Origin of the sequence: Actinacidiphila glaucinigra (assembly GCF_035918135.1) — a bacterium.
Taxonomy (GTDB): domain Bacteria; phylum Actinomycetota; class Actinomycetes; order Streptomycetales; family Streptomycetaceae; genus Actinacidiphila; species Actinacidiphila glaucinigra.
Genome location: NZ_CP109144.1, coordinates 8,906,164 through 8,928,195 on the forward strand (window position 1 = coordinate 8,906,164; position 22,032 = coordinate 8,928,195).

Genomic DNA, 22,032 nt, shown 5'->3' on the forward strand with positions numbered 1-22,032 from the left:
ATTGACATGGACAGAGCGGATCTCGCTAATGGGCTCCGGCGAACGCTCCGACGTCCGCCGTCGCCAGGAGCCGGACACGGCTCGATCCCTGCAAGCACGCATGGGAGTCACGTTGCACAGACCAGCGAGAACCACAAACCCCCTCCGCAGGACGGTGACCAGAGGCCTGGCCGTCCTCGGCGCCGCCGCCATGGCGGTGCTCGGGGTACAGGCACCGGCATTAGCCGCCGGTGCCGCGGTCGCGAACTCCGCCGCCTCGGTCACCGATGACCGCCCCTCCTTCGAACCCGCCTGTGACACGGCCAAGCCCGGTCACTTCAGCTGCTTCGCCCTGCGCCGTACCGACGTCAAGCCGGTCAAGGGCCTGCGGCGGGCGGCGGACACGCCGGACGGCTACGGTGCCGGCGATCTGCAGAGCGCCTACGACCTGCCCGCCGACGGGGGCGCCGGACAGACCGTCGCCATCGTGGACGCCTTCGACGACCCGACCGCCGAAGCGGACCTCGCCGTCTACCGGGCCCAGTTCGGACTGCCGGCCTGCACCACGGACAACGGGTGCTTCCGCAAGGTCGACCAGCGCGGCGGCACCGACTACCCCGCGCCCGACCCGGGTTGGGCCGGCGAGATCTCGCTCGACCTCGACATGGTCTCGGCGACCGCGCCCAACGCGCACATTTTGCTGGTCGAGGCCGACGACAACAGCTTCGAGAGCCTGTCCGCCGCCGTCGACCAGGCGGTCGCGATGGGCGCGAAGTACGTGTCGAACTCCTACGGCACCGACTACCGCGGCGGGAACGGCGAGGACCCGTCCGAGACCACGGAGCTGGACGCCCACTACAACCACCCCGGGGTCGCGATCACCGCGTCCACCGGCGACTACGGCTACGGCGTGAGCTACCCGGCGGCCTCGCAGTACGTGACCGCGGTCGGCGGCACCACGCTGACCCGCGATTCGTCCACCCCCCGCGGATGGACCGAGGCTGCCTGGAGCCTCGCCGGTTCCGGCTGCTCGCTCTACGAGCCCAAGCCCGCCTTCCAGCACGACACCGGCTGTGACAACCGGGCACTCGCCGACGTCTCGGCCGTCGCGGAGGACGTGGCGGTCTACCAGACCTACGGCCACAACGGGTGGGCGGTCTACGGCGGCACCAGCGTCTCGGCGCCCATCATCGCCTCGGTGTACGCCGCCGCCGGCACCCCCGTCGCAGGCTCGTACCCGAACGCGTACCCCTACGAGGCCGGCACCGGGATCAACGACATCACCACCGGCAGCAACGGCAGTTGCTCCCCGTCGTATCTGTGCAACGGCATCGAGGGCTTCGACGGCCCCACGGGCCTCGGCACACCGGCCGGCCTGGCCGCGTTCCGTACCGGCGCGCACGGCGTGATCTCCGGAACGGTGACCGACGGCGCCACCGGCAAGGCGGTCAGCGGTGCCACGGTCACGGCGGGCACCGGCACCACGCACACCGACGCCTCCGGCGCCTACACCCTGACCGTGCCCACCGGAACCTACGACGTCTCCGTCGAGGCGTTCGGCTACGCGGGCGGCTCGGCCGACGGGGTCGTTGTGGACGACGACGCCACGGTCACCAAGGACTTCACCCTCACCGCGGTGCCCAGCCAGACGATCGCCGGCAAGGTCACCGACGGCTCCGGCCACGGCTGGCCGCTCTACGCCAAGATCACCGCGGACGGCGTCCCCGGCGTGGTGTGGACCGATCCCGCGACCGGCGCGTACAGCCTGGACCTGCCCCAGGGCCACTCCTACACCCTGCACGTCGCGTCGGCCACTCCCGGCTACAAGGCCGTCGAAAAGAAGATCACCGTCGGCGACTCCGCGCAGACCGTGGGCATCGCGGTCCCGGCGGACGCCTGGACGGCGAACCCGCCCGGATACCGGGTCGACGTGACCGGCACCACCGAACCGATCGACGCCACCGACGCCCCGCCCACCGGCTGGAAGGTGGACAACGCCGAGGACACCACGGGCGGCTGGCAGTTCGACGACCCCGGCGACCGCGGCAACCACACCGGCGGTGACGGCGCGTTCGCCGTCGTCGACAGCGACCACTTCGGCGGTGGCGCCACCCAGGACACCTCGCTGATCAGCCCGGTCTACGACTTCACCGGGAAGAACGACCCCGAGGTGGCCTTCGACACCGAGTACAAGCAGTACGGCGGCCAGTCCGCGGCCGTCGAGGCGACCGCCGACGGCGGCAAGACCTGGACCAGGATCTGGTCCCCGGGATCGGACATCACCGGCGACCGTATCGAGGCGTCGCTGTCCGACTTCGCCGGCAAGCCCGAGGTGCAACTGCGCTTCCACTTCGCCGGAAGCTTCGGCTGGTGGTGGGCCGTCGACAACGTCTTCGTCGGCGACCGGCAGCTCACCCCCGTCCCCGCCGGCCTGGTCGTGGGCACGGTGACCGACGCCAACACCGGCACGGGCATCGTCGGTGCCACCGTCACCAGTCAGGACAAGCCCGGCGAGAACACCACCACGTCGGCCACCCCCGACGACCCGAACCTGCCGGACGGTTACTACTCGTTCGTCTCGACCGCCTTCGGCAACCACCCCTTCACCGCGGCCAAGGCGAAGTACACCTCGCTGACCAAGACCGCCAAGGTTGGGGCCGACAGCGCCGTCCAGGCGAACTTCAAGCTCAAGGCCGGCAAGGTCACCATCACTCCGGCCTCGGTCTCCGCCTCCGTCGCCTGGGGCGGTTCCAAGACGCAGAAGCTGACCGTCAAGAACACCGGCGGCGCCGCCGCCACGGTCAAGTTCGGCGAACAGTCCGGTGGCTTCACCCAGCAGGACAAGGGCGCCGCGCTGCGGACCGTCAAGGGTGACTTCAACCCGCTGTCCAGCAAGGCCCACACGGCGACCGCCAAGGCCGGCCCGTCCGCGGCGGCCCCGGCCGACGACGCGTGGCAGACGGCCCCGAACCTGCCGGGCGCTCTCATGGACAACGCCGTCGACACGCTGGACGGCAAGGTCTACTCGGCCTTCGGCTACAACGGATCGAGCGACGTCAAGGACCTGTACGTCCTCGACCCGGTCGCCGGCAGCTGGACGAAGCTGGCGAGCGCGTCCGACACCCGGGAGAGCCCCGCGCACGGGTTCATCGACGGCAAGCTCTACGCGGTCGGTGGCTGGGGACCGTCGGGCTCCCCGGACGCGAAGCTGGAGATCTACGACCCGGCGTCGGACAGCTGGACCACCGGTGCGTCCGCGCCCAAGCCCTACGCCGGCTCCGGCACGGCCGTACTGGACGGCAAGCTCTACATGATCGGCGGCTGCGGCGCCGACTTCTGCGGCACGACCGACGCCAGCGTCTACGACGCGGGCTCCGACAGCTGGTCCCAGATCGCCGCCTACCCCGAGCCCATCTCGTGGGAGGCGTGCGGCGCCATCGACGGCCAGATCTACTGCGCCGGTGGTCTGGGCGCGAGCGAGAACGACGTCGTCCACTCCTACGTCTACGACCCGGGCGCCGACAGCTGGTCACAGCTCGCGGACGTCCCGGCCCCGCAATGGGGTACCTCCTACGCCGCGGCCAACGGCCGTCTGGTGCTGGTCGGCGGCATCGGGAACAACGCCCTCACCAACCGCAGCCAGGCCTTCGACCCGAAGTCCGGCACCTGGGGCACCCTTCCCAACGCCAACGTCGCCACCTACCGCGGCGGCGGCGCGCCCGGCTTCTACAAGGTCGGCGGCGGCAACGCCCCCGGCAGGCCGGTCAGCACCGTCGAGGTGCTGCCCGGGTACGACCAGGGCGGGGCGAGTGACGTCGACTGGATGAGCGAGAGCGTCCAGGAGCTCACCCTGCAGCCCGGCGCCAGCGCGACCGTCACGGTCTCGCTGGACGCCTCGGCCGCCTCGGTGACCCAGCCCGGTGACCTGACCGCCGGCCTGAGCGTGGGCACCGACACGCCGTACTCCGTGCCGCGCATCCCGGTCAGCCTGCACGTCGACCCGCCCAAGACCTGGGGGAAGATCTCCGGCGTCGTCCTGGGCAACAAGGCCACCGGCGGTAGCGCGCCGCTGGCCGGGGCGACCGTACAGATCGACAGCTGGGCCGCGAGCTACACGCTCACCACGTCCGCCGACGGCACGTACGGACTGTGGCTCGACGTCCGCAACAACCCGCTCACCGTCATCGTCGCCAAGGACGGCTACCAGCCGACCGTCACGACGGTGAAGCTGAAGAAGGGAGCGACGGTCACCGCCGACTTCACCCTGAAGCGCAAGTAGCGGGGGAAGCGCCGGGAACGGCGCCGACGGCCCCGGGAACGGGCCGTCGGCGCACCCCCCTGGCGTGACCTCGGGCACGACCACGGCCGGTCCCCTCGGGGGGCCGGCCCTCCGCGTGCGCCCCGTCGTCTCCGGCGGCCCTACTCGCCCTCCTCCCCCTTCCCGAGAAGGCGCCGGTTCTCCGCACGCTGCGTGGTCACGTCGGGAATGACGGCCACGGCCTCCGCGCAGCGGCCCTGCCGGACGAGCAGGCGGGCCAGCTCGGTCGCCGCCTGGCTGCCGGGGCACTGCCGGAGGCGGGCGACGGCCTCTTCCGTGCGGTCGTCCCGCGCGAGCAGCCAGGCGATCGTGACCTCCCGGTCGTCCACCTCATCCGGCGGCAGCGCCTCGATCTCGGCGAGGGCTTCCCGGCTGCGCCCCGCCTCGCCCATCAGCCACCACCGGTTGGACCGGAGCCAGTACCTCTCGTTCTCCTCGAGGAATGCCGCGCTTCGTCCTTCGGTGAGCTCCAGGGCCTTGTCGGGCTGCCCGTGTTCGGCCAGGAGGAGCATGGTCGCCTGGAGGAGATTCGGCTCGTGGGGCTCGTCGAAGGTGTGCGCCACCGCCTCGACGGCCTCGTCCGGCCGGCCCCGGCGGACCAGGAACTCCATCAGGGCGTTCTCGTACGGGATCCGGTACACGTCGGTGTCGATGAGCCCACGCAGGTAGCTCTCCGCGTCCGCGGCCCTGCCCACGCCCTCCAGGGCCGCGACGTAGGGCCGGGCGGCGATGGGACCGTGGGCGCCGGTGGCGAGTTCGCGCAGCTCCTCGATCCGCCCGTGCCGGGCGAGTAGTTCGACGTGGAACTCGACGGTGTTCCGCGGCCCGTACCGGCCCGCGGCCACGTCCGCGCCGAGCAGTGCGACCGCCTCGTCCACACGCCCGGACCGCTCGAGAACGGTGGCCCGGGCGGTCAGTACGTCCCACAGGTCGGGCACACGGCACCGGTGCGGGTCGCTGCGGAACTCGTCGAAGGTCGGGGCGAGCAGCTCCAGGACCCGGTCGTCGCGGCCCTGGCCGTCGGTGATCCTCACCAGGGCCCGCCGCACCCGCCGCTCGCGCAGGTGTGGCGCGAGAGCGTCGATGGCGTCGTCCACCCGTCCGGCCCCGACCAGTACCTCGGCGTAGTCGGGCAGCGCGTCGCCGAGTTCCGGGCCCGGGGGGTGCGCCAGCTCCAGTGCCTGTTCGACGCGGCCCCAGCGCAGCAGGACGTCGGCGCCCGTGCGTATCGCGGGCTGCCATCCGGTGGCGGTGAACGGTTCGACGACCGCCCAGGCGCGCGCGAACTCCCCTGCCGCGCACAGCCGGCGCACCGCACCCTCCGCGCAGAACCACTCGCCGCGCTCTCGCGCCGCTTCCACCAGCACGTCCAGGCCGCCGCGTTCGAGTATCTCCTCCACGAGCCGCGGCGGAACGCCGCCGTACCAGTCCTGCTGCCATTCGAGATCGTCGATGTTCACGCGGGGCACCTTAGGTCCCGCCACCGACAGCGCCCCCAGGCGCTCGGAGCAGCCCCTGCGGGCTGCGGGCCGGGGAACGAACTGCCTCTGGCACATGGCGGGTTCGTGTGGGATCCGTGAAGGGCGGGCTTCGTGCCGGCGGCGGGGCCAACGGTCACCGTCCATACATGTACGCGCCAACCTCTCGGTGGCTGTACGCCGTCCCGCGCCACTGCAATGCCCTGGCAGCACCTACCGGGCCGTTGGGCCGTACACCGCACGTCAGGAATCGCGTACACACATGCAGCCTTCCGCATCACCTTCTTCGTCCGGGCACTCCGCCGAACTTCGTGACGCCGTACGCCACATGGACAGGCGCCGTTTTCTGACGGTCACCGGGGCGGCGGCGACGCTGGCCTTCGCCGTGAACATCCCGCTGGGCGGGACCGCCGCCGCGGCCGAGGCGAGTGCAGTCAAGATCACCGAGAACCCCTTCACGCTGGGTGTGGCCTCGGGCGACCCGCTGCCCGATTCGGTGCTGCTGTGGACCCGGCTCGCGCCCCGTCCGTACGAGAGCGGCAGCGGCCTGCCCCAGAAGCGCTTCAAGGTGCGCTGGGAACTCGCCCACGACGAGCGCTTCACCCGCGTCACCAAGCGTGGCACCGTCGACGCGCACCCGGAGTACAACCACGCCGTGCACGTCGAGGTGGGCGGCCTGGACGCCGACCGCGTCCTGTACTACCGGTTCCGCGTGGGCCAGTGGGTCAGTCCCGTGGGCCGCACCCGCACCGCCCCGTCGAAGGGCGCCCGCCTGACCGAGCTGCGGCTTGCGGCGGTGTCCTGCCAGGCCTACCACGACGGCTACTTCACCGCCTACCGTCACCTGGCCGACGAGGACCTCGACGCGGTCTTCCACCTCGGCGACTACCTCTACGAGTACGCCGTGACCGCGACCGGTGGCGCCCGTGCCTACACCGACCGCGTGCTGCCCTCGCACTTCAACCGCGAGACGCTCACGCTGGAGGACTACCGGCTCCGCTACGCCCTCTACAAGTCCGACCCCGACCTGATGGCGGCCCACGCGGCGCACCCCTTCGTGGTCACCTGGGACGACCACGAGACGGAGAACAACTACGCGGACGACACACCCGAGAACGACGTTCCGCCGGAGGAGTTCCTGCTGCGGCGGGCCTCGGCCTACCGCGCGTACTGGGAGAACCAGCCGCTGCGCCGCCGGCAGCTCCCGCAGGGCCCCGAGGCCCAGCTCTACCGGCGCCTGCAGTTCGGGCGGCTCGCCCAGTTCGACATCCTCGACACCCGCCAGTACCGCTCGGACCAGGCGTACGGTGACGGCTGGCAGGTTCCGGGGCCGGAGTCGCAGGACCCGGCTCGCACGATGACCGGCGCCACCCAGGAGCGTTGGCTGATCGACGGCTGGCGTTCCTCGAAGGCGACCTGGAACGTCGTTCCCCAGCAGGTCACCTTCGCGCAGCGCAAGGACCGCTCGACGCCCGACTTCAAGGTCTCCATGGACTCCTGGGACGGTTACCCGGCCTCCCGGCAGCGCCTCCTGGACGGCTGGGAGTCCGCGGGCCGGGACAACCTCGTCGTCCTCACCGGCGACGTCCACGTCCACTACGGCTTCGACATCAAGAAGGACTTCGACGACCCGGCGTCGAAGACCCTCGGCACGGAGATCGTCACCAGCTCGATCACCAGCGGCAAGGACGGTTCCGACAAGCCGTCCAACTGGGCCACCTACATGCAGGCCAACCCGCACCTGAAGTTCTACAACGGCCGCCGCGGCTACGCCGTGGTGACCCTCGGCACGGACGAGGCGCGCGCCGACTTCAAGACGGTCTCCGCGGTGACCACACCCGGCGCCCCGATCACCACCGCCGGCTCCTTCGTCACCGAGGCCGGCAACCCCGGACTCACGCCCGCCTGACCGTCGCACCGGTCGCGGGACACCACGAGGCCCCGGGGGGTACCCCGGGGCCTCGCCGCGTGCGCACGGGCGCGGTCGGTGGACCCGGAAGGCCCCGCCGAAATCCGTGCGTAATGCCGTAGCCGCCGCTTGCCTCGGCCCAACGGCCCTACCCTGGAGCCGTGTTCTCACCCGAAGGGCCCTCGCTGCGCGAACTGGCCGTACAGGCCTTCTCCTCCGTCGAGCGCGGCTACGACCTGCTCGCCCCGAAGTTCGACCACACGCCGTACCGCACCCCGGACCGCATCCTCGACGCGACCGCCACCGCCCTGCGCCCGCTCGGTCCCTTCGGCGACGGGCTGGACGTGTGCTGCGGCACGGGGGCCGGCCTGCGGGTCCTGAACCCGCTGTGCCGAGGGCGGGTCGCGGGAGTGGACTTCAGCACCGGCATGCTCGCCGAGGCGCGCCGTGCCCACCCGGACGCGGAATGGATACGCGCGGACGCGCGGAGACCGCCCTTCGCCGCGGAGTTCGACCTGGCCGTCAGCTTCGGCGCCTTCGGCCACTTCCTGGCCAGCGACCGGCCGGCCCTGTTCACCGGGGTGCACCGCGCCCTGCGGCCCGGCGGGCTCTTCGCCTTCCCGGTTGTCGCGCCGGCCCGCATCTCCTCCCGGAGCTACTGGGTGCCCGCCGGGTTCGACGCGGCCATGCGCATACGGAACGCGGTCTGGCGTCCGCCGTTCGTCATGTACTACCGCACCTTCCCGCTGCGCGCCGTGCGCGCCGAACTGACCGCGGCGGGCTTCACGGTGCGGACCGCGGTACTGCCCGAATTCGGCCGCCGCCCGGACGGTGCCCCGTACGCCCGTCTGGTCATCGCCCGCAAGGACTGACAGCGGGTCCCTCACCCCGGCACGCGGAGCCGACGGTGCCGTATGGCCGGCTGCCGGGTCGGCCGCTCCTACAGCGACGCGGCCAGGGTCAGGGCCGTGGCCACGGCCACGGGCAGCAGCACGATGGGGGTCACCGCGGCGTTGCGGGTCGCGCTGTCGCCGTACTCGCCCTTCTTCACGTGGAAGCTGATCGCGCCGATGAGCACCACCACGGTGCCTGTGGCAGCCGCGATGCCCAGCGGCTGCCACCAGATGCCGACGCCCAGCCCGACGGCCGCGGCCACCTCCGCGATGCCCACGAACCGGACCAGGCCTGAGCCGAGCCCCTTGTCGATGAGGCCGTCCGGTACGGGGCCCTTGAGCTGCACCTTGGGTGCGCCGGCGGCGAGGAAGACGAGGGCGAGCAGAACGCTGAGGATGACGGCGGCTGTGTACACGATGGGTTCCTGGTCCTGGAGAAAGAGAAGAAGTGAAGGCGGGCCGGGTGCGATGGGCCGGCCGTGCGGCCCCCGCCCGTCGGCCGGGGCATCCGGGGGCGTGATCCCGGGCTGACCGCGCCCGCTGATCATCTGCGAGAAGGGTGCGCCCGGGTTCGATCCCGGATCCCATGAGAACACTACTTGACGCGTCAAGCAAATGTATGGCCGATCGAGACGCGGCATCGTGAGCCAGGTCTCACCAGCAGAAACGCCGTCCACGCCGGATGCGGCGACGCAGCGGCGACCGGGATCGAGCGCCTGCCGAAGGCCCCGGGGACGGGCGGCCACGCGTGACAGGACCGGGCAGCACCGCTCGCCGATCACGTCGCGTGCGCGGCGCGGTTCGAAGGCCCTAGCCTGACCGCATGCCGCTCGACGATGCCTTGAAGGCCCGTATGGCCGAACCGGACTTCTGGCCGGTGTACCTCTTCGACGACGACGCGCCCGACGTCTACGAGGAGGATGCCGACGAGCAGGAGACCTTTGTCACCAGGTTCCGCCTCGGCGAGGCCTTGGCGCTCGTTCTGGATCTCACGCCCGGGCTGGAGTACGTGGAACTCGCCCTGGAGGCGCCCGGTCTCCCGGAGCCGACGACCGTCGGCTGGGACGACCAGGCCCACTTCCATCCGCACGTGATGCCGTGGCGGGAATTGGATCTTCTGTGCCGTGCGGTGGCCCTCGGCGACCCCGAGCTGCGCCATCCCGGGCCGATGGCGGCGCTGCTGTGCCGGTTCGCGTTCCTGGCCGACAACGACGACCTGGACCGCGTCACACCCCTGGTGGACGGCGCGTTCGCCTTGACGAGGCCCAGCGCGCGGGAGGTGCGGCCGCGGCCGGAGACGCGCGCCTGGTCCGACCTCCGGAATCTCGCCGGCACCGGCCTCGAATGGTCCGTCCGCCCTGACGGTCACGACGCCGTCGACCAGCGCGGCACGGACGGGCTGCCGCTCTACAGTATGCGCACCCCGGACTCGCAGGAGTTCCCCTTCGCGGCCTGGTCCGCGCTGCTCACCCGTGCACGGGAATCCGTTTCCGCCCTCGCCCAGGACCCCGCACTGGCGCGTCCGGGAGTACGGCAAGCCCTGGACCGGTGCACCGCCCCGGACGGCCACGGACACCTGCCCGCCCTGGCCGGCGCACTGGCAACCGCCGGATACACCCACCCTGTTGTGATGCGCGCGGTCGAGAAGCCCGTTCACCCGGCGGAGGCTTGCTGGGTCGTGGAAACGATGAGCGGGTTGCCGCAGGGCGAGCTGGTGTCGCGCTGGTTCGGTCGCAGCCCACTGTCGGGTTCCGAGACCTGGCGCCTCTCGCTCCACGTCCCGGTGCTCGGCCGCGCACCGCGTCTCGGCCAGGAGATCGCCGAGGCGCTCGACGCGGCCTTGCGGACGTCCGATCTCGGGCACGCGGAGGTCGGCGGTAGCTCAATGAGGATGGAGAACGGCATCTATGTCCATACGTCGTCCAGCGTGGACGTACTGATCCGCGACGACCTCACCGGCGGCGTCGGGGTCATCTCACGCGTTCTCCACGACCACGACGCCGCGCAGACCGCCACGCTCCACCCGGCCGGAAAACCCGACGTCATCCCCTTGCCCACGTAGACGTCACCGACGATCGCGGCCCCGATGGGCGTGGCGTCACGCGGTCCGCAGACGTGCGCACCGCCGGCAGGCGCGGGCCGAGGCCGCCACCACGGCGTGCGACAGGGCCGCGAGTGCGCCGGCCGGCGCGAGCAGGGGCCAGTTCGCGGCCAGGACGCAGGCGGCGGCGAGCGCGAGCGTGGCGACCGCCATGGCGACGCTGGCAGTGGTGCCGGCCCAGGCGACCGCGAGGGGCAGCCGGTGCGGGACGGGCAGCCGGCGGGCGAGGCTGCCGGTGACGGCCAGCGCCGCCGCGGCGAGCAGTGCCGCGAGACCGGCGACGCCCGCCAGATGAACGGCCAGCAGCTGAGCCACGCGCGGCGGATCCCAGGGCTGACCCTGGCCGGTGGGCCAGGCCAGATACCAGCAGGCGACCAGGAAAGGAGCCGTGAGGGCGACAGCCCGGGCGGTGTGCCGCGCCTGGGCGATGGTCAGTTCGCGCTGGCAGCCCGGCGCGATCTCGTCGACGGTCCCGAACTCTTCGACCGCCAGGTCGACGGCGCGCGGGTGGGCCGTTCCCGCTCGGGTGTGCGCCGTCACCGTGTCCACGAGGCCGCCGCGGATCTCCTCGATCATCCTGGCCTTGACCCGGCCGGGCCGTGCAGCGCGGCGGTCAGGGCCGTGACGTAAGCCTCGACGGGGTCGGCCTGCCGGCCGGCCGCGTTCATGTGGCCACGTCGGGCGGTGAGATGGGGTTGAGCACCGATCCGATCGCCGCGGTGAACTCGCTCCACGCGGTGCGCTCGCCGGCGAGCGAGCGCCGTCCGGCATCGGTGAGCTCGTAGCATCGCCGTCGCCGTTCACCGGAGGACTGCCAGCTGCTGCCGAGCAGACCCAGGCGCTCCAGCCGGTTCAAGGCCGGATAGATCGTGCCCGTCCGCAGTGCCAGCACGCCGTCGCTGCGGTGCTGGACCGCGGCGATGATCGCGTAACCGTGCAGCGGCCCCGGTTCGAGCACGGCCAGCAACAGTCCGTCCAGGTGCCCTCGCACCGCGTCTGCCCTCATGTGTAGGCAGCCTACCCAAAGTTGGCGTAGGCAGTGTATGTATTGGCAGCCAACATATTCGCGCTTCTGCTCGGAGGAATCGCAGTGACCAAGGTGATGCTGTCCCTGCATGTCCTCGCGGCGATCGTCGCGGTCGGATCGATCACGGCGGCCGCGTCCATGTTCCCCCGCTACGCACTGCAGGCATCCGGGGCTGAGGACCCGGACGGGCGGGCCGTCGCGATCGCCGGACTCCTGCACCGGATCTGCCGCGGCTACGCCGTCGCGGGTCTCGCCGTGCCGGCCCTCGGGTTCGCCACCGGCGCCCTTCTCGGGGTCCTCACCGACGCCTGGCTGATCGCGTCGCTCGCGTTGACCGTGATCGCCGCAGCGATCCTGGCCATGGCGATCCTGCCCGGCCAGCAGCGACTGCTCGCCTTGACCAAGGGCGCGGCGGCCGGCGGTGAGCCGCGTGCCGTGGCGGCCCGGCTGACCATGCTCACCGGCGTCTTCAACCTCCTGTGGGCCGTCGTCGTCATCCTGATGATCGTCCGTCCCGGCTCGACCACGGGAGCGTGACCAGGCCCCCGTGTGTAGAGAGAATCCGCCGCTCCCGCCTCACGTTCCAGGGATCGCCGAGCCGGACGCCGCACGACGAGTGAGGCGTTCGAACGTGTTGAGCTGGATGACGCGGGCGTCAAGAGGCGGCGGCTTCTCCACGACCACCGAGAAGTCCACTGACGGGTCGACGCCGGTCGTTCCGGCCGTGTGCGGCAGAAGAACGCGGTTGAGAGTCTGGACCGCCATGTCGAAGCCCATCGCGCCGGGGGCCGCACCGGAATGGCCAAGAGCCTCGAAGAACTCGTCGCCATCGGATCCCGCCGAGGACGCGATTCCCATGCCGGTGATATTGCATACAGTATCCGAGACGCCTAGGGTTGCTCCATGCTGCAGACGAAGCTCAAGGGCCTGGCCCTTTCCGTGGTGATGCGGTCGGCGGTGGGCGGCTCGGTGCCCACCCGCGAACGGGGGTGCCGGACATGACGACTTATGGCGATGACGCGACGATAAGGCGGATACTCACCGAGGCCGGGGACACGTGGGCCGTGGTGGGTCTGTCCGACAACCCCGATCGGGCCGCCTACCGGGTGGCCGAAAAGCTGCAGCGGATCGGCAAGAGGGTGGTGCCCGTGCACCCGAAGGCGGAGACGGTGCACGGTGAGCAGGGCTACGCGTCCCTGGCGGAGATCCCCTTCGCGGTGGACGTCGTGGACGTGTTCGTGAACTCGGCCCTCGCCGGAGACGTCGCCGACCAGGCGGTGGCGATCGGCGCCAAGGCCGTCTGGTTCCAGGTGGACGTCATCGACGAGGCCGCCTACGCCAGGACGCGCGACGCCGGGCTGCTGATGGTGATGGACCGCTCCCCGGGACGGGAGATACCCCGACTGGGGCTGGGCTGACGCTCCCCGGCCGCCCCGCGCGATCACACACCACCGCCGTCCGGGCGGTGCCCGTCAGTGCCGCCGTCCGGGAGGTGTGGTGCGCGGGGGCAAGGGCGGCGGCCCTGGCGTGCGGGGTCTGCGCGACGTGCGGGGTCTGTCTTCGTTGACCTCTGGGCGTCCATGGCTCCGCTGCCGGATCTTCGGAGTGTGTTGTGTGGCGTATCGATACATTGGGGGTGTGCTGTAGGGGCGGGCCGGTTGCGGTGGATGTTCTGGGCGCGGCTGATGCCCGGGTGCAGTCCGAGCTGACCGCCTTCTACGGCGGGCTGCTGGCCCGCAGTGGCCGTGTCGCCGAGGGCGAGAGCTACCACGACAGCCGGACGGCCGTGCTCGACACCTTCCGCCTGCCGCCGGACCCTCGACTACCGCGGCATGCGTGCGACGGACCCGTCCTCCCCGCTGCGCCCGGAGTACGTCGACTCCTGCCTTTCGCTCTGGCTGGTCACCGGGAAGGAGCTGTACCGGGAACGCGTCCGCGAGATGTTTGACCGCCAGGAGCGCTACTGCGAGGTCGCAGGCGGCTACACGGTCGTCCGCGACGTGACGGCGTCCCCGGTGATGCTGGGGGACCTCACCCCGGCGTACTGGTCATCGAGAACGCCAAGTACTACTACCTGCTGTTCGCCGAGGCGCGTCGCTTCGACTACGGCTCCGCCTACCTGACGACGGAGGGCAATGTGCTGCGCGGGCTGCTGCACCCTGCGGCCCCGCCGGATACTGGGGGCCCTGTCGGCAAGTGACGCCGGCCCGGATGCCGGCGCGGGCGGGCACGTGCCGGGCTGCGCCGTCGCATCTTCGGCATGAACGCAGCCCGGCAGGGCCAAGGCGGTGAAAACGCGGCCGCCCCCGTGCGGCCCGGGACGTCATATGCGCTCAATGGATGGGCGAACGCTGTACGGCCTTCGCTTTCCACGTGCCCTCGGCCGGTCCGTTCTGAGGGCGAAGGGAGTGCGCAGTGATACGTCTACGCATGGTGCCCGCAGCCGCTCTCGCGGCGGCGATGAGCGCGGTGGCGGCTCCGCAGGCCGTGGCCGCGCCGGTCGGCGACCAGGACACAGCCTTTGTGAGGACCGTCCACCAGGGCAACCTCGCAGAGATCGCAGCGGGGCAGGACGCGCAGGCGCACGCGACGACGGCTTGTGTGAAAGAGGTCGGCGAGGTACTCGTCCGCGACCACACCAAGCTCGACGCGGATCTGAAGGCCCTCGCGGGGAAGCTCGGTGTCTCGCTGCCCGCCGGCCCCAGCACCATGCAGAACCAGGAACTGGCCTCGATCCGGGAAAAGGCCGGCTCGCCGGCGTATGACGCCGCGTGGCTGAAGGCGGCGGAGGCTGGCCATGCCGCGACGCTCGCGCTGATCGACCGGGAAGTGAAGTCCGGAGCCAATGCCGAGGTCGTGGCCGCGGCCCGAGCGGCCCGACCGGTCGTGGCGATGCACCTGCAGATGGTCGAGGGCGGCACCTGCCACGCAGGCATGGACGTCGGCACCATTCACGCCGGCAACGGTGGCCAGCTCGCCGCGGCCGACGACGGTTCCCACGGCACTGCCGCGCTCGTGACGCTCGCCGGCGGTGCGCTCCTGGCCGGTCTCAGCACCGGATGGCTCCTGCGCATCCGGCGACGGAGCGCCACCGGCCGTTGATCCCACTGTCCGCAGCCCGCGTTGCGACTGCCCTGGCCGCTCTTGGCGCCGGCGCGGGTGCGGTCGCCATGGTGGCGGGATGGGCCCTGCTCGCGGGGACCGCGCCCATCGGCGATGTCGGCAGCCTGAGGCAATCGCCGAGGGCTGCCGCACCCGGCGGTCCCGCCCCTTCGCCTCCCATCGAGATCCGCGGTCCCGGAGGCTTCCACGCTCCCTTGGTGCCCGTGGCGGCAGCGCCGGACGGCGCCCTGGAACTTCCCAAGAGCGGGCGCGTGGGCGGCTGGTGGGCGTTGGGTGCGACGACGGGTTCCGCCGAGGGCACGACACTGATCGCCGGCCATGTCGACACCCGGCGGGAGGGCATCGGAGCCTTCGCCGCCCTGCTCTCCCTCGAACCGGGAGGCGCGATAGACGTCGCCGCCGCCAGCGGTGACGTCTACCACTACGTCGTCACGGCTCGCCGTACCTACCCCCGGCGAAGCCTCCCTGCGGCGCTCTTCACCCGCGACGGCCCGCCCCGCCTGGCCCTGGCCACCTGCACCGGGGCCTACGACAGAGCCAAGGGCGGATACGACAGCACTCTCGTCGTGTACGCCACCCCGGACCCGAAGCAAGTCCGCGCGGGTGCCGCGTAGCCGACACCGTGCGGTCGCGCGGGAGACCGAGGTAATCGGCGGTGTCGGTGGCGATGTACGAGAAGCCGTTGCGAGGGGTCTCGGAGCGACCCCTCGCAGCACAACGGCGGATCGCCACCGCCACGCCTCACCACAAGGCACCCCGTACCGCGCCCCGCCCCTAGTAGTGCTTGGTCAGGTTGGTATTGGGGTGGGTATGTCGCGGTGGCAGGTGGGGCAGGCGCCGGTCCAGGTGGCGAGGAGGATCTGCAGGTCGCGGACGACCTGGTAGAGGCTCAGGCCGGCGCCGCGTCTTTTGGGGCTCGGGCCAGTCGCTGCAGGGTGCAAAAGGCATGGGCGATGGAGACGAGGGTGACGTGGTGGTGCCAGCCGTTCCAGGTCCGGCCCTCGAAGTGGGCAAGGCCCAGGGCCTGCTTCATCTCCCGGTAGTCGTGCTCGATCCGCCAGCGGAGCTTGGCGAGACGGACCAGGGTGGTCAGCGCGGTGGTCTCCGGCAGGTCGGACAGCCAGAACTGGACCGGCTCCTTTTCACCCGCGGGCCACTCGGCCAGCAGCCAGCACGCCGGCAGCTCGACGCCGTCGGTGGCCTGCCGGATCTCACGTCCGGCGGGCCGGATCCGCAAGACGACGAACCTGGAGTAGATCCGCTTGACGCCTGAGCGGCCGGTGCCGGGCCGGGATCCCTCGCGCCACTGCACCGGCCGTGCCGCGCTCCGGCCTGCGGCGATGACCAGATCTTTCACCGAGCGGGCAGGCTGGGGGTATTTCGGCACCGGCGGCCGGCCGGTCCCGCAGTACGGCTCGGCGACCGGTGCCGCATCGCCCGGCTGGGCCGACAGCGTGCTGGAGATACCCACCACGTAGTGCATGCCCCGCGCGTTCAGGCCGAGCCGGAAGGCCGCCGCGTCGCCGTATCCGGCGTCCGCGATCGCCAGCGGCACATCGATCCCCCAGGAGCGGGTCTCATCGGCCATGTCCAAAGCGAGCTGCCACTTCTCGACATGCCCGATGTCCTGGGGGATGCCGCAGGACGTGCGGCGTGCGACCTTGTCCGGGTCTGCTTTCGGCGAGGACGGATCCCAGCTCTCGGGCAGGAACAGCCGCCAGTTCACGGCCGCCGAGGCATGGTCACGGGCCAGATGAAGCGAGACACCCACCTGACAGTTGGTGACCTTGCCCGCAGTCCCGGTGTACTGCCGTGACACACACGCCGAGGCGTTGCCGTCCTTCAGGAACCCGGTGTCGTCGAAGACCAGAGCGGTGGGCCGGATCACCGATTCCATCTTCCACGCCAGACGGGCCCGCAGATGGGCCGGATCCCACGGACTGGTGGTGATGAAGTGGGCCAGCGCCTGCCGGTTGCCGTCCTCTCCCAACCGAGCGGCCATCGGCTCGACCGACTTGCGCCGCGCGTCCGTCATCAGACCACGCAGATACACCTGCCCCCACCGGCGCTGATCCTTGCGCGCAAACGGCTCGAACACCTCCGCCGCGAACGCCTCCAACTCATCACGCACCACAGCAACTTCGTCCGGACTCACACCCTCCCAACGCCCGACCACCCCACAAGGACACGCACAGACTCAGCCGACCTGACCAAGCACTACTAGGTCGTGTCGTCAAATGAACGTCGGCCGCCCGGAGGGCGGGCCCAGCGGCGTCTGGTGCGGTGCATCGCAAGGCGGAGAGTCGTCCTCGTAGTGGGCTACTCGGACGATTCGACAACGCAGCGAGGTGCCGTGCCAGGCGCCGCTGGGCAGGCGGGCATTTGACGACACGGCCTAGAAGACTCATGAAGATCTTGGTGAGGGGCTGTCTGGTTGTGGGCTGGACGGGTCCTCGGTCTATGCGGTGGCCGGGCTGAGTGTCCAGGTTCCGTCTGTGTGGGTGAGTCCGAGGTTGATGAGTCGGCGGAGGTTGAGAGCGGCGGCTCGGGTGTGGAGCCAGGTGTTGTTGGCGATGGTGCCGCGGTAGCGCAGGCGGCGGTTGCCGTGCTGGACGAGCCAGGCGACGGCGCGTTCGACCGGTGGTCGCCAGCGGCGGTAGTCGGCCTGCCATGTGGGGTCGGTGGCGGCCTGGTGGCGGGCGGCGGTCTGCAGGTCGTGGTGGGGGCGGATGGTCAGGGTGCGGCCGGCCTTAGCGTTGGTGCATCGCTGACGCAGTGGGCAGTCGGTGCACCGGTCCTTGAAGGCGGCCTTGCGCTGCTGGTGCCGGCCGCCGGGGTCGGACAGGGGGACGGTGTGTCCGGCGGGGCAGGTCACCGTGCCGTGGGTGGTGTCGATGGCGAAGTCGTCGAGGGTGAAGCCGCCAAGGACCGCCGCTCGGAGGGGGGCGGGTTTGAGGAACAGACGGTGACCTGCTTGTTCCAGGGTCTGGCGGGCCTGGCCGGTGGAGTAGGCGGTGTCACCGAAGGCGTCCACCGGTCCGTCTTCTTCGGCGAGCAGGTCCACGCCGACGGTGGCTTCGTGGTGCTCGGGGCCGGCGCCGGGCGTGAGGGTGACGGCGGTGTATAACCCGGTCTCGGGCTCGATCGCGAGGTGGGCTTTGTACCCGTCCTGCTGGTGGGTGCGGGTCTTGTGCACGTGCCGGGACTGCGGGTCGACGGTGGAGACCACCCGGCCTGGTGCGGTCCCTTGGGTGATGCGCCAGCGTCCGTCGCGTCCGTCGGAGTCCTGGGCGGGTTCGACGTCCTGCCCGGAGACAAGGGCCAGGATGCCAACGGCGTTGGCGGCTTTCTCGCCCAGTTCCCGCTCGGGTAGATGCCCCAGCAGTCTGAGCGCGTCACCGACCAGGGCGTCCACGAGATCAGCGCGGGCCTGCTGATCGTTCCAGGCGATCCGTGGTTTGCCCGGGTCGGTGTAGTCGTGCGCGGTGCACTGCACCGCTGCGGCCTGGTCGGCGCCGGGAACCTCGCGGATCACCGCGCGGATCGCGGCGATGAGCTGGGTGACGGTGTCCTGGGTGGCGACCGCGTCGTCCAGCACGGTGGAGTCCAGTGCTCGCCGGTGCTTGCCCTGAAGGACCCCGGTGGCTTTCACCACCTCGCGCACGGCCTCGAAGACCCGGTTCGGCCGCACCGAGCGCGCCAGACGGCGGCGGAAGTAGGCCAGCAGCGACGGATCGAAGGCCGCATCGTGCAGACCGAGCCCGCAAGCGGCCTTCCACCGCAGATCACAGCGCAGTTCCTGGACCGTCTCGAAGTCCGACAGCCCGTGCAGGGCCTGCACCGTGATCGCCGCGGCCAGGATCTGCGGCGGCATGGACGGCCGTCCGTTCGCCGAGGGATACATGTCCGCGAACATCTCCGCCGGGAACAGCGCTCCGCGATGCTCGGCCAGGAACGCGAACACACTTCCCGCCGGAATCAACTCCCGGCAGGTCTCCCACACATCCGGCCCGACCGACTCCCCGGCCCATTCCCCCATCACCACGAAACCGAGTCTGGTCCCACCGCTCACACGGCGGGACCAGAACCCAAGATCTTCATGACTCTTCTAGGCACGCAAGCCGCCTTGCGCGAAAGGCTGACGGCATATCGAACTCACGGTCGGTCCCCGCATGCTCAATCGAACGAGAGGCCATGGCGAGAGCGGCGCGGGTGCCCTCTGGGGCACCTCGGGGCGGATGTCCCTGCCCCCAGTGGGATGGGCAACGAGGAGGCCGGAGCAGCCGGGGCCGCGCGGCGGGCGCGCACCGGCACGGGAGTCCTCGGCCCGCCGGCGCGGCGTCGGGGGCGCTGGAGGCGCCGGGGCGCGCGCCGTTCGGCAACCGGAGCGCCCGGCGATGGTGCCCCGATCGCGGTCTTCCGGCCGCTAACCCCCGCCGCGGGCACGTCACACCGCTCACGGAAGCGGTCCGCCGGCGCAGGAGCACTCTCCCGGCCACTCCTGCCCCCAACAGCAGGTTTACCACCCCCGGAGCGCTGATCCGCCCCGTTCACGCCGTACCTCGCGCCGGATCCGGGCTGCTTGAGTGGATCACAGGGTCACCGCGGTCACGTCGTCACCGGCCGCCGCGGTCGCCTCCGTTCGTTCACCAGCCCTGCTGGAGGGAATGTGTCCACACTGGACAGCGCCACCGGTTCCGCCGTCGAAGAGCCCGCCCGTGATCCCACGGCCGAGCAGCTCACCAGTCTGAGCACCCGCGCGGCACGCCAGCTCGCCACGACCACCAAGTCGCAGCCGCAGATGCAGGCCATCACCTCGCGATGGCTGCTGAAGGCCCTGCCGTGGGTGGACGTCAAGGGCGGCACGTACCGGGTCAACCGGCGCCTGCAACTGCGCACGAACCGCGGTCGCGTGCACTTCGAGCACAACGGGAGCGACGACATCCGCGTCATCCCCCAGTCGCTCACCGAACTGCCGGTCCTGCGCGGCTACGACGACACGGACGTTCTGCGGGAGATCGCCGGCCACTTCCGGCCCCAGGAGGTACGCGCCGGCCAGGTGCTCTTCGAGGCCGGCCAGCCCGTGACGGAGGTGTACCTGGTCGTCCACGGCCGGTTCACCCGCTACACCTGCGGCAAGTACGGCGACGAGGGGATCATCGGGGTCGTCACCGACGGCGACCAGCTGGGCGACGAGGCCGTGGGACAGTCCGATCCGCTGTGGTCGGCCTCGGTGCGGGCCGAGACGGCCGGGGTGGTCCTCGCGATGCCCTGGGCCGCCGTCGAGGACCTCACCGAACGGGCGCCCTCCCTCGGCGCGCATCTGCAGTCCTACGTCGACCGGCAGCACCGGCCGATGAACCGCAAGGGCGAGGCCGATGTCCCGGTGCAGGCCGGCCACGTGGGCGAGCCGACGCTGACCGGCGGATTCGTCGACTACGAGCTCGCCCCGCGCGAGTACCAGTTGTCCCTCACCCAGACCGTGCTGCGGCTCCACAGCCGGGTGGCCGACCTCTACAACGACCCGATGGACCAGACCGAGCAGCAACTGCGCCTGACCGTCGAGGAGATCCGCGAGCGCCAGGAATGGGAGCTGGTCAACAACCGGGAGTTCGGCCTGCTGCACAACGTCGACTACGGCCAGCGGGTCAGCACCTTCTCCGGCCCGCCGGTCCCGGACGACATGGACGAACTGCTGTCGATGCGCCGCAAGACGAAGGTCTTCCTCGCTCATCCCAAGGCGATCGCGGCCTTCTTCCGGCAGTGCAACCGGCGCGGCCTTATGCCCGGCGCCGCCACCGTCGACGGCCACGAGGTGCCGGCGTGGCGCGGGGTCCCGATCCTGCCCTGCGGCAAGATCCCGATCCGTGACGACCAGACCACCAGCATCATCGCGCTGCGCACCGGCGAGGCCGACCAGGGCGTCGTCGGCCTCCACCAGACCGGAATCCCCGAGGAGCACCAACCGGGCCTGAACGTCCGGTTCATGGGCGTCGACTCCGCCGCGATCATCAGCTACCTCGTCACCGCCTACTACTCGCTGGCCATCCTCGTGCCCGACGCGGCAGGGATCCTGGAGAACGTCCAGGTCGGCCGGCTCCCCGAATGACGGCCTGGAGCACCCCGTGACCACACACCCCACCGCCTTCACCCTGCCCGGACCCCCCAGCCCGGTGCGCAGCGCGAGAGCGCGGCGCCACGGCGCGATCCCCGGGCTGCTGTACCGGCCCGCCGTGCCCGCCGACCCGGAGAAGGTGCGGCAGGTCGACCTGCGCGTGGAGGCCTGGGCCCGCGCGAACGACCTGTTCCCTTCGGCCTGGCAGGGCGACTTCGCCGGCTTCCAGTTCGGCCGTGCCGTCGTGCTCCAGCACCCGGGCGCCGCCGACCTGGATCGCCTCACCGCCGCCGGCAAGCTGCTGCTCGCCGAGAACATCGTCGACTCCTGCTACTGCGAGGAGGACGAGGGCCGCGGGGGAGCGCGCAAAGGCCTGGGTGGACGACTGGTCATCGCCCAGTCGGCACTCGACCCGTACCACGGCACCCCCGAACTGGAGGAGGAGTGGCGGCAGGGCGTCCGGGCGGACGGCCCGCTGCGCTCCTACCACCTCGCGCTGCGGGACTTCGCCGCGCTGGCCACACCCAGCCAGAGCGACCGGTTCGTCCACGACGTCGCCCGGCTGCACCTGGGCTACCTGGCCGAGGCCGCCTGGGCGGAGACCCGGTACGTGCCGCAGATCTGGGAGTACCTGGTGATGCGGCAGTTCAACAACTTCCGCCCCTGCCTGTCCATCGTGGACGCCGTCGACGGCTACGAACTGCCCGAGCAGGCCTACGCCCGCCCCGAGATCCAGCGGATCACGGCCCTCGCCTGCAACGCCACGACGATCGTCAACGACCTGTACTCCTTCACCAAGGAACTCGCCAGCGACCCGGAACACCTCAACCTCCCGCAGGTCGTCGCCGCCAACGAGCGGTGCGGGCTGAAAGCCGCCTATCTGCGATCGGTCGAGATCCACAACACGATCATGGCGGCCTTCGAAGAGGAGTCGGCCCAGCTCTCGGCGACCTCGCCCGTCGTGGAGCGCTACGCCCGGGGGCTCGCCGCCTGGGTGTCCGGCAACCACGAGTGGCACGCCACCAACAGCCACCGTTACCACCTGCCCGACTACTGGTAACCACCGCCTGTGACCCAATGGCACACGGC

At 71.1% G+C, this 22,032-nt stretch carries 18 protein-coding genes; 11 read left to right on the plus strand and 7 right to left on the minus strand.

Annotation, left to right across the window (positions count from 1 at the left end; translation table 11 throughout):
- Window positions 1–190 precede the first annotated feature (190 nt).
- The gene (locus OIE69_RS40415) at window positions 191–4,258 is read left to right on the plus strand and encodes a carboxypeptidase regulatory-like domain-containing protein (protein ID WP_455550606.1); all 4,068 of its coding nucleotides are present in this window, start codon (window positions 191–193) and stop codon (window positions 4,256–4,258) included.
- A gap of 140 nt (window positions 4,259–4,398) precedes the next feature.
- On the opposite strand, the gene OIE69_RS40420 is transcribed toward OIE69_RS40415, so the two are convergent.
- The gene (locus tag OIE69_RS40420; protein ID WP_326580344.1) at window positions 4,399–5,757 is read right to left on the minus strand and encodes a tetratricopeptide repeat protein; all 1,359 of its coding nucleotides are present in this window, start codon (window positions 5,755–5,757) and stop codon (window positions 4,399–4,401) included.
- Window positions 5,758–6,037: 280 nt separating this feature from the next.
- Here OIE69_RS40420 and OIE69_RS40425 point away from each other — a divergent pair, with 280 nt between their 5' ends.
- Entirely contained in the window at window positions 6,038–7,684 is a 1,647-nt protein-coding gene (locus OIE69_RS40425; RefSeq protein WP_392567629.1) for an alkaline phosphatase D family protein, read from the plus strand.
- Window positions 7,685–7,845: 161 nt separating this feature from the next.
- Window positions 7,846–8,556: a class I SAM-dependent DNA methyltransferase gene (locus tag OIE69_RS40430; RefSeq protein ID WP_326580348.1), complete on the plus strand. Its 711-nt coding sequence runs from the start codon at window positions 7,846–7,848 to the stop codon at window positions 8,554–8,556.
- A 68-nt stretch (window positions 8,557–8,624) separates the two neighbouring features.
- On the opposite strand, the gene OIE69_RS40435 is transcribed toward OIE69_RS40430, so the two are convergent.
- Complete coding sequence (locus OIE69_RS40435; protein WP_326580350.1) at window positions 8,625–8,993, minus strand: DoxX family protein; 369 nt, start codon at window positions 8,991–8,993, stop codon at window positions 8,625–8,627.
- A gap of 407 nt (window positions 8,994–9,400) precedes the next feature.
- On the opposite strand from OIE69_RS40435, the gene OIE69_RS40440 reads away from it, so the two are divergent.
- A complete protein-coding gene (locus OIE69_RS40440) occupies window positions 9,401–10,639 on the plus strand; it encodes a hypothetical protein (RefSeq protein ID WP_326580352.1) in 1,239 nt (412 codons plus the stop codon).
- Window positions 10,640–10,675: 36 nt separating this feature from the next.
- On the opposite strand, the gene OIE69_RS40445 is transcribed toward OIE69_RS40440, so the two are convergent.
- Window positions 10,676–11,254 (minus strand): hypothetical protein, encoded by a 579-nt coding sequence (locus OIE69_RS40445; RefSeq protein WP_392567630.1) that lies wholly within the window; start codon window positions 11,252–11,254, stop codon window positions 10,676–10,678.
- A gap of 88 nt (window positions 11,255–11,342) precedes the next feature.
- Entirely contained in the window at window positions 11,343–11,684 is a 342-nt protein-coding gene (locus OIE69_RS40450; protein ID WP_326580354.1) for a PadR family transcriptional regulator, read from the minus strand.
- An 84-nt stretch (window positions 11,685–11,768) separates the two neighbouring features.
- On the opposite strand from OIE69_RS40450, the gene OIE69_RS40455 reads away from it, so the two are divergent.
- The gene (locus tag OIE69_RS40455; protein WP_326580356.1) at window positions 11,769–12,242 is read left to right on the plus strand and encodes a DUF2269 family protein; all 474 of its coding nucleotides are present in this window, start codon (window positions 11,769–11,771) and stop codon (window positions 12,240–12,242) included.
- A 39-nt stretch (window positions 12,243–12,281) separates the two neighbouring features.
- On the opposite strand, the gene OIE69_RS40460 is transcribed toward OIE69_RS40455, so the two are convergent.
- Window positions 12,282–12,563 carry a hypothetical protein gene (locus OIE69_RS40460; protein ID WP_326580358.1) on the minus strand — a complete coding sequence of 94 codons (282 nt, stop codon included), beginning with the start codon at window positions 12,561–12,563 and terminating at the stop codon, window positions 12,282–12,284.
- A 140-nt stretch (window positions 12,564–12,703) separates the two neighbouring features.
- Between OIE69_RS40460 and OIE69_RS40465 the strand changes: the two genes are divergently transcribed.
- The 4 genes from OIE69_RS40465 to OIE69_RS40480 all read left to right on the plus strand — a co-directional run bounded on the left by OIE69_RS40465 (window position 12,704) and on the right by OIE69_RS40480 (window position 15,442).
- The gene (locus OIE69_RS40465; protein WP_089228548.1) at window positions 12,704–13,123 is read left to right on the plus strand and encodes a CoA-binding protein; all 420 of its coding nucleotides are present in this window, start codon (window positions 12,704–12,706) and stop codon (window positions 13,121–13,123) included.
- Window positions 13,124–13,537: 414 nt separating this feature from the next.
- Window positions 13,538–13,828: a glycoside hydrolase family 47 protein gene (locus OIE69_RS40470; protein ID WP_326580361.1), complete on the plus strand. Its 291-nt coding sequence runs from the start codon at window positions 13,538–13,540 to the stop codon at window positions 13,826–13,828.
- 307 nt (window positions 13,829–14,135) lie between these two features.
- On the plus strand, window positions 14,136–14,807 hold the full coding sequence (locus OIE69_RS40475; RefSeq protein WP_326580363.1) for a DUF4142 domain-containing protein: 672 nt from the start codon (window positions 14,136–14,138) through the stop codon (window positions 14,805–14,807).
- A 218-nt stretch (window positions 14,808–15,025) separates the two neighbouring features.
- Complete coding sequence (locus OIE69_RS40480; protein ID WP_326580365.1) at window positions 15,026–15,442, plus strand: class F sortase; 417 nt, start codon at window positions 15,026–15,028, stop codon at window positions 15,440–15,442.
- 275 nt (window positions 15,443–15,717) lie between these two features.
- On the opposite strand, the gene OIE69_RS40485 is transcribed toward OIE69_RS40480, so the two are convergent.
- Window positions 15,718–16,983, minus strand: a complete 1,266-nt coding sequence (locus OIE69_RS40485; RefSeq protein WP_326570052.1) for an IS701 family transposase — start codon at window positions 16,981–16,983, stop codon at window positions 15,718–15,720.
- Between the two features lie 303 nt (window positions 16,984–17,286).
- Window positions 17,287–18,867, minus strand: coding sequence for an IS1182 family transposase (locus tag OIE69_RS40490; RefSeq protein WP_326581508.1), 1,581 nt, complete (start codon window positions 18,865–18,867; stop codon window positions 17,287–17,289).
- Window positions 18,868–19,497: 630 nt separating this feature from the next.
- Here OIE69_RS40490 and OIE69_RS40495 point away from each other — a divergent pair.
- The gene (locus OIE69_RS40495; protein ID WP_326580368.1) at window positions 19,498–20,937 is read left to right on the plus strand and encodes a family 2B encapsulin nanocompartment shell protein; all 1,440 of its coding nucleotides are present in this window, start codon (window positions 19,498–19,500) and stop codon (window positions 20,935–20,937) included.
- Window positions 20,938–20,953: 16 nt separating this feature from the next.
- Window positions 20,954–22,003, plus strand: coding sequence for a family 2 encapsulin nanocompartment cargo protein terpene cyclase (locus OIE69_RS40500; protein ID WP_326580370.1), 1,050 nt, complete (start codon window positions 20,954–20,956; stop codon window positions 22,001–22,003).
- Window positions 22,004–22,032: the final 29 nt, after the last annotated feature.

Excerpts from the sequence above, each read along its gene's own strand:
- OIE69_RS40415 (WP_455550606.1), top strand. The coding sequence starts at position 191 with ATGGCGGTGCTCGGGGTACAGGCACCGGCATTAGCCGCCGGTGCCGCG.
- OIE69_RS40425 (WP_392567629.1), top strand. The coding sequence starts at position 6,038 with ATGCAGCCTTCCGCATCACCTTCTTCGTCCGGGCACTCCGCCGAACTT.
- OIE69_RS40440 (WP_326580352.1), top strand. The coding sequence starts at position 9,401 with ATGCCGCTCGACGATGCCTTGAAGGCCCGTATGGCCGAACCGGACTTC.
- OIE69_RS40445 (WP_392567630.1), bottom strand. The coding sequence starts at position 11,254 with ATGATCGAGGAGATCCGCGGCGGCCTCGTGGACACGGTGACGGCGCAC.
- OIE69_RS40450 (WP_326580354.1), bottom strand. The coding sequence starts at position 11,684 with ATGAGGGCAGACGCGGTGCGAGGGCACCTGGACGGACTGTTGCTGGCC.
- OIE69_RS40460 (WP_326580358.1), bottom strand. The coding sequence starts at position 12,563 with ATGGGAATCGCGTCCTCGGCGGGATCCGATGGCGACGAGTTCTTCGAG.
- OIE69_RS40465 (WP_089228548.1), top strand. The coding sequence starts at position 12,704 with ATGACGACTTATGGCGATGACGCGACGATAAGGCGGATACTCACCGAG.
- OIE69_RS40470 (WP_326580361.1), top strand. The coding sequence starts at position 13,538 with ATGCGTGCGACGGACCCGTCCTCCCCGCTGCGCCCGGAGTACGTCGAC.
- OIE69_RS40475 (WP_326580363.1), top strand. The coding sequence starts at position 14,136 with ATGGTGCCCGCAGCCGCTCTCGCGGCGGCGATGAGCGCGGTGGCGGCT.
- OIE69_RS40490 (WP_326581508.1), bottom strand. The coding sequence starts at position 18,867 with ATGGGGGAATGGGCCGGGGAGTCGGTCGGGCCGGATGTGTGGGAGACC.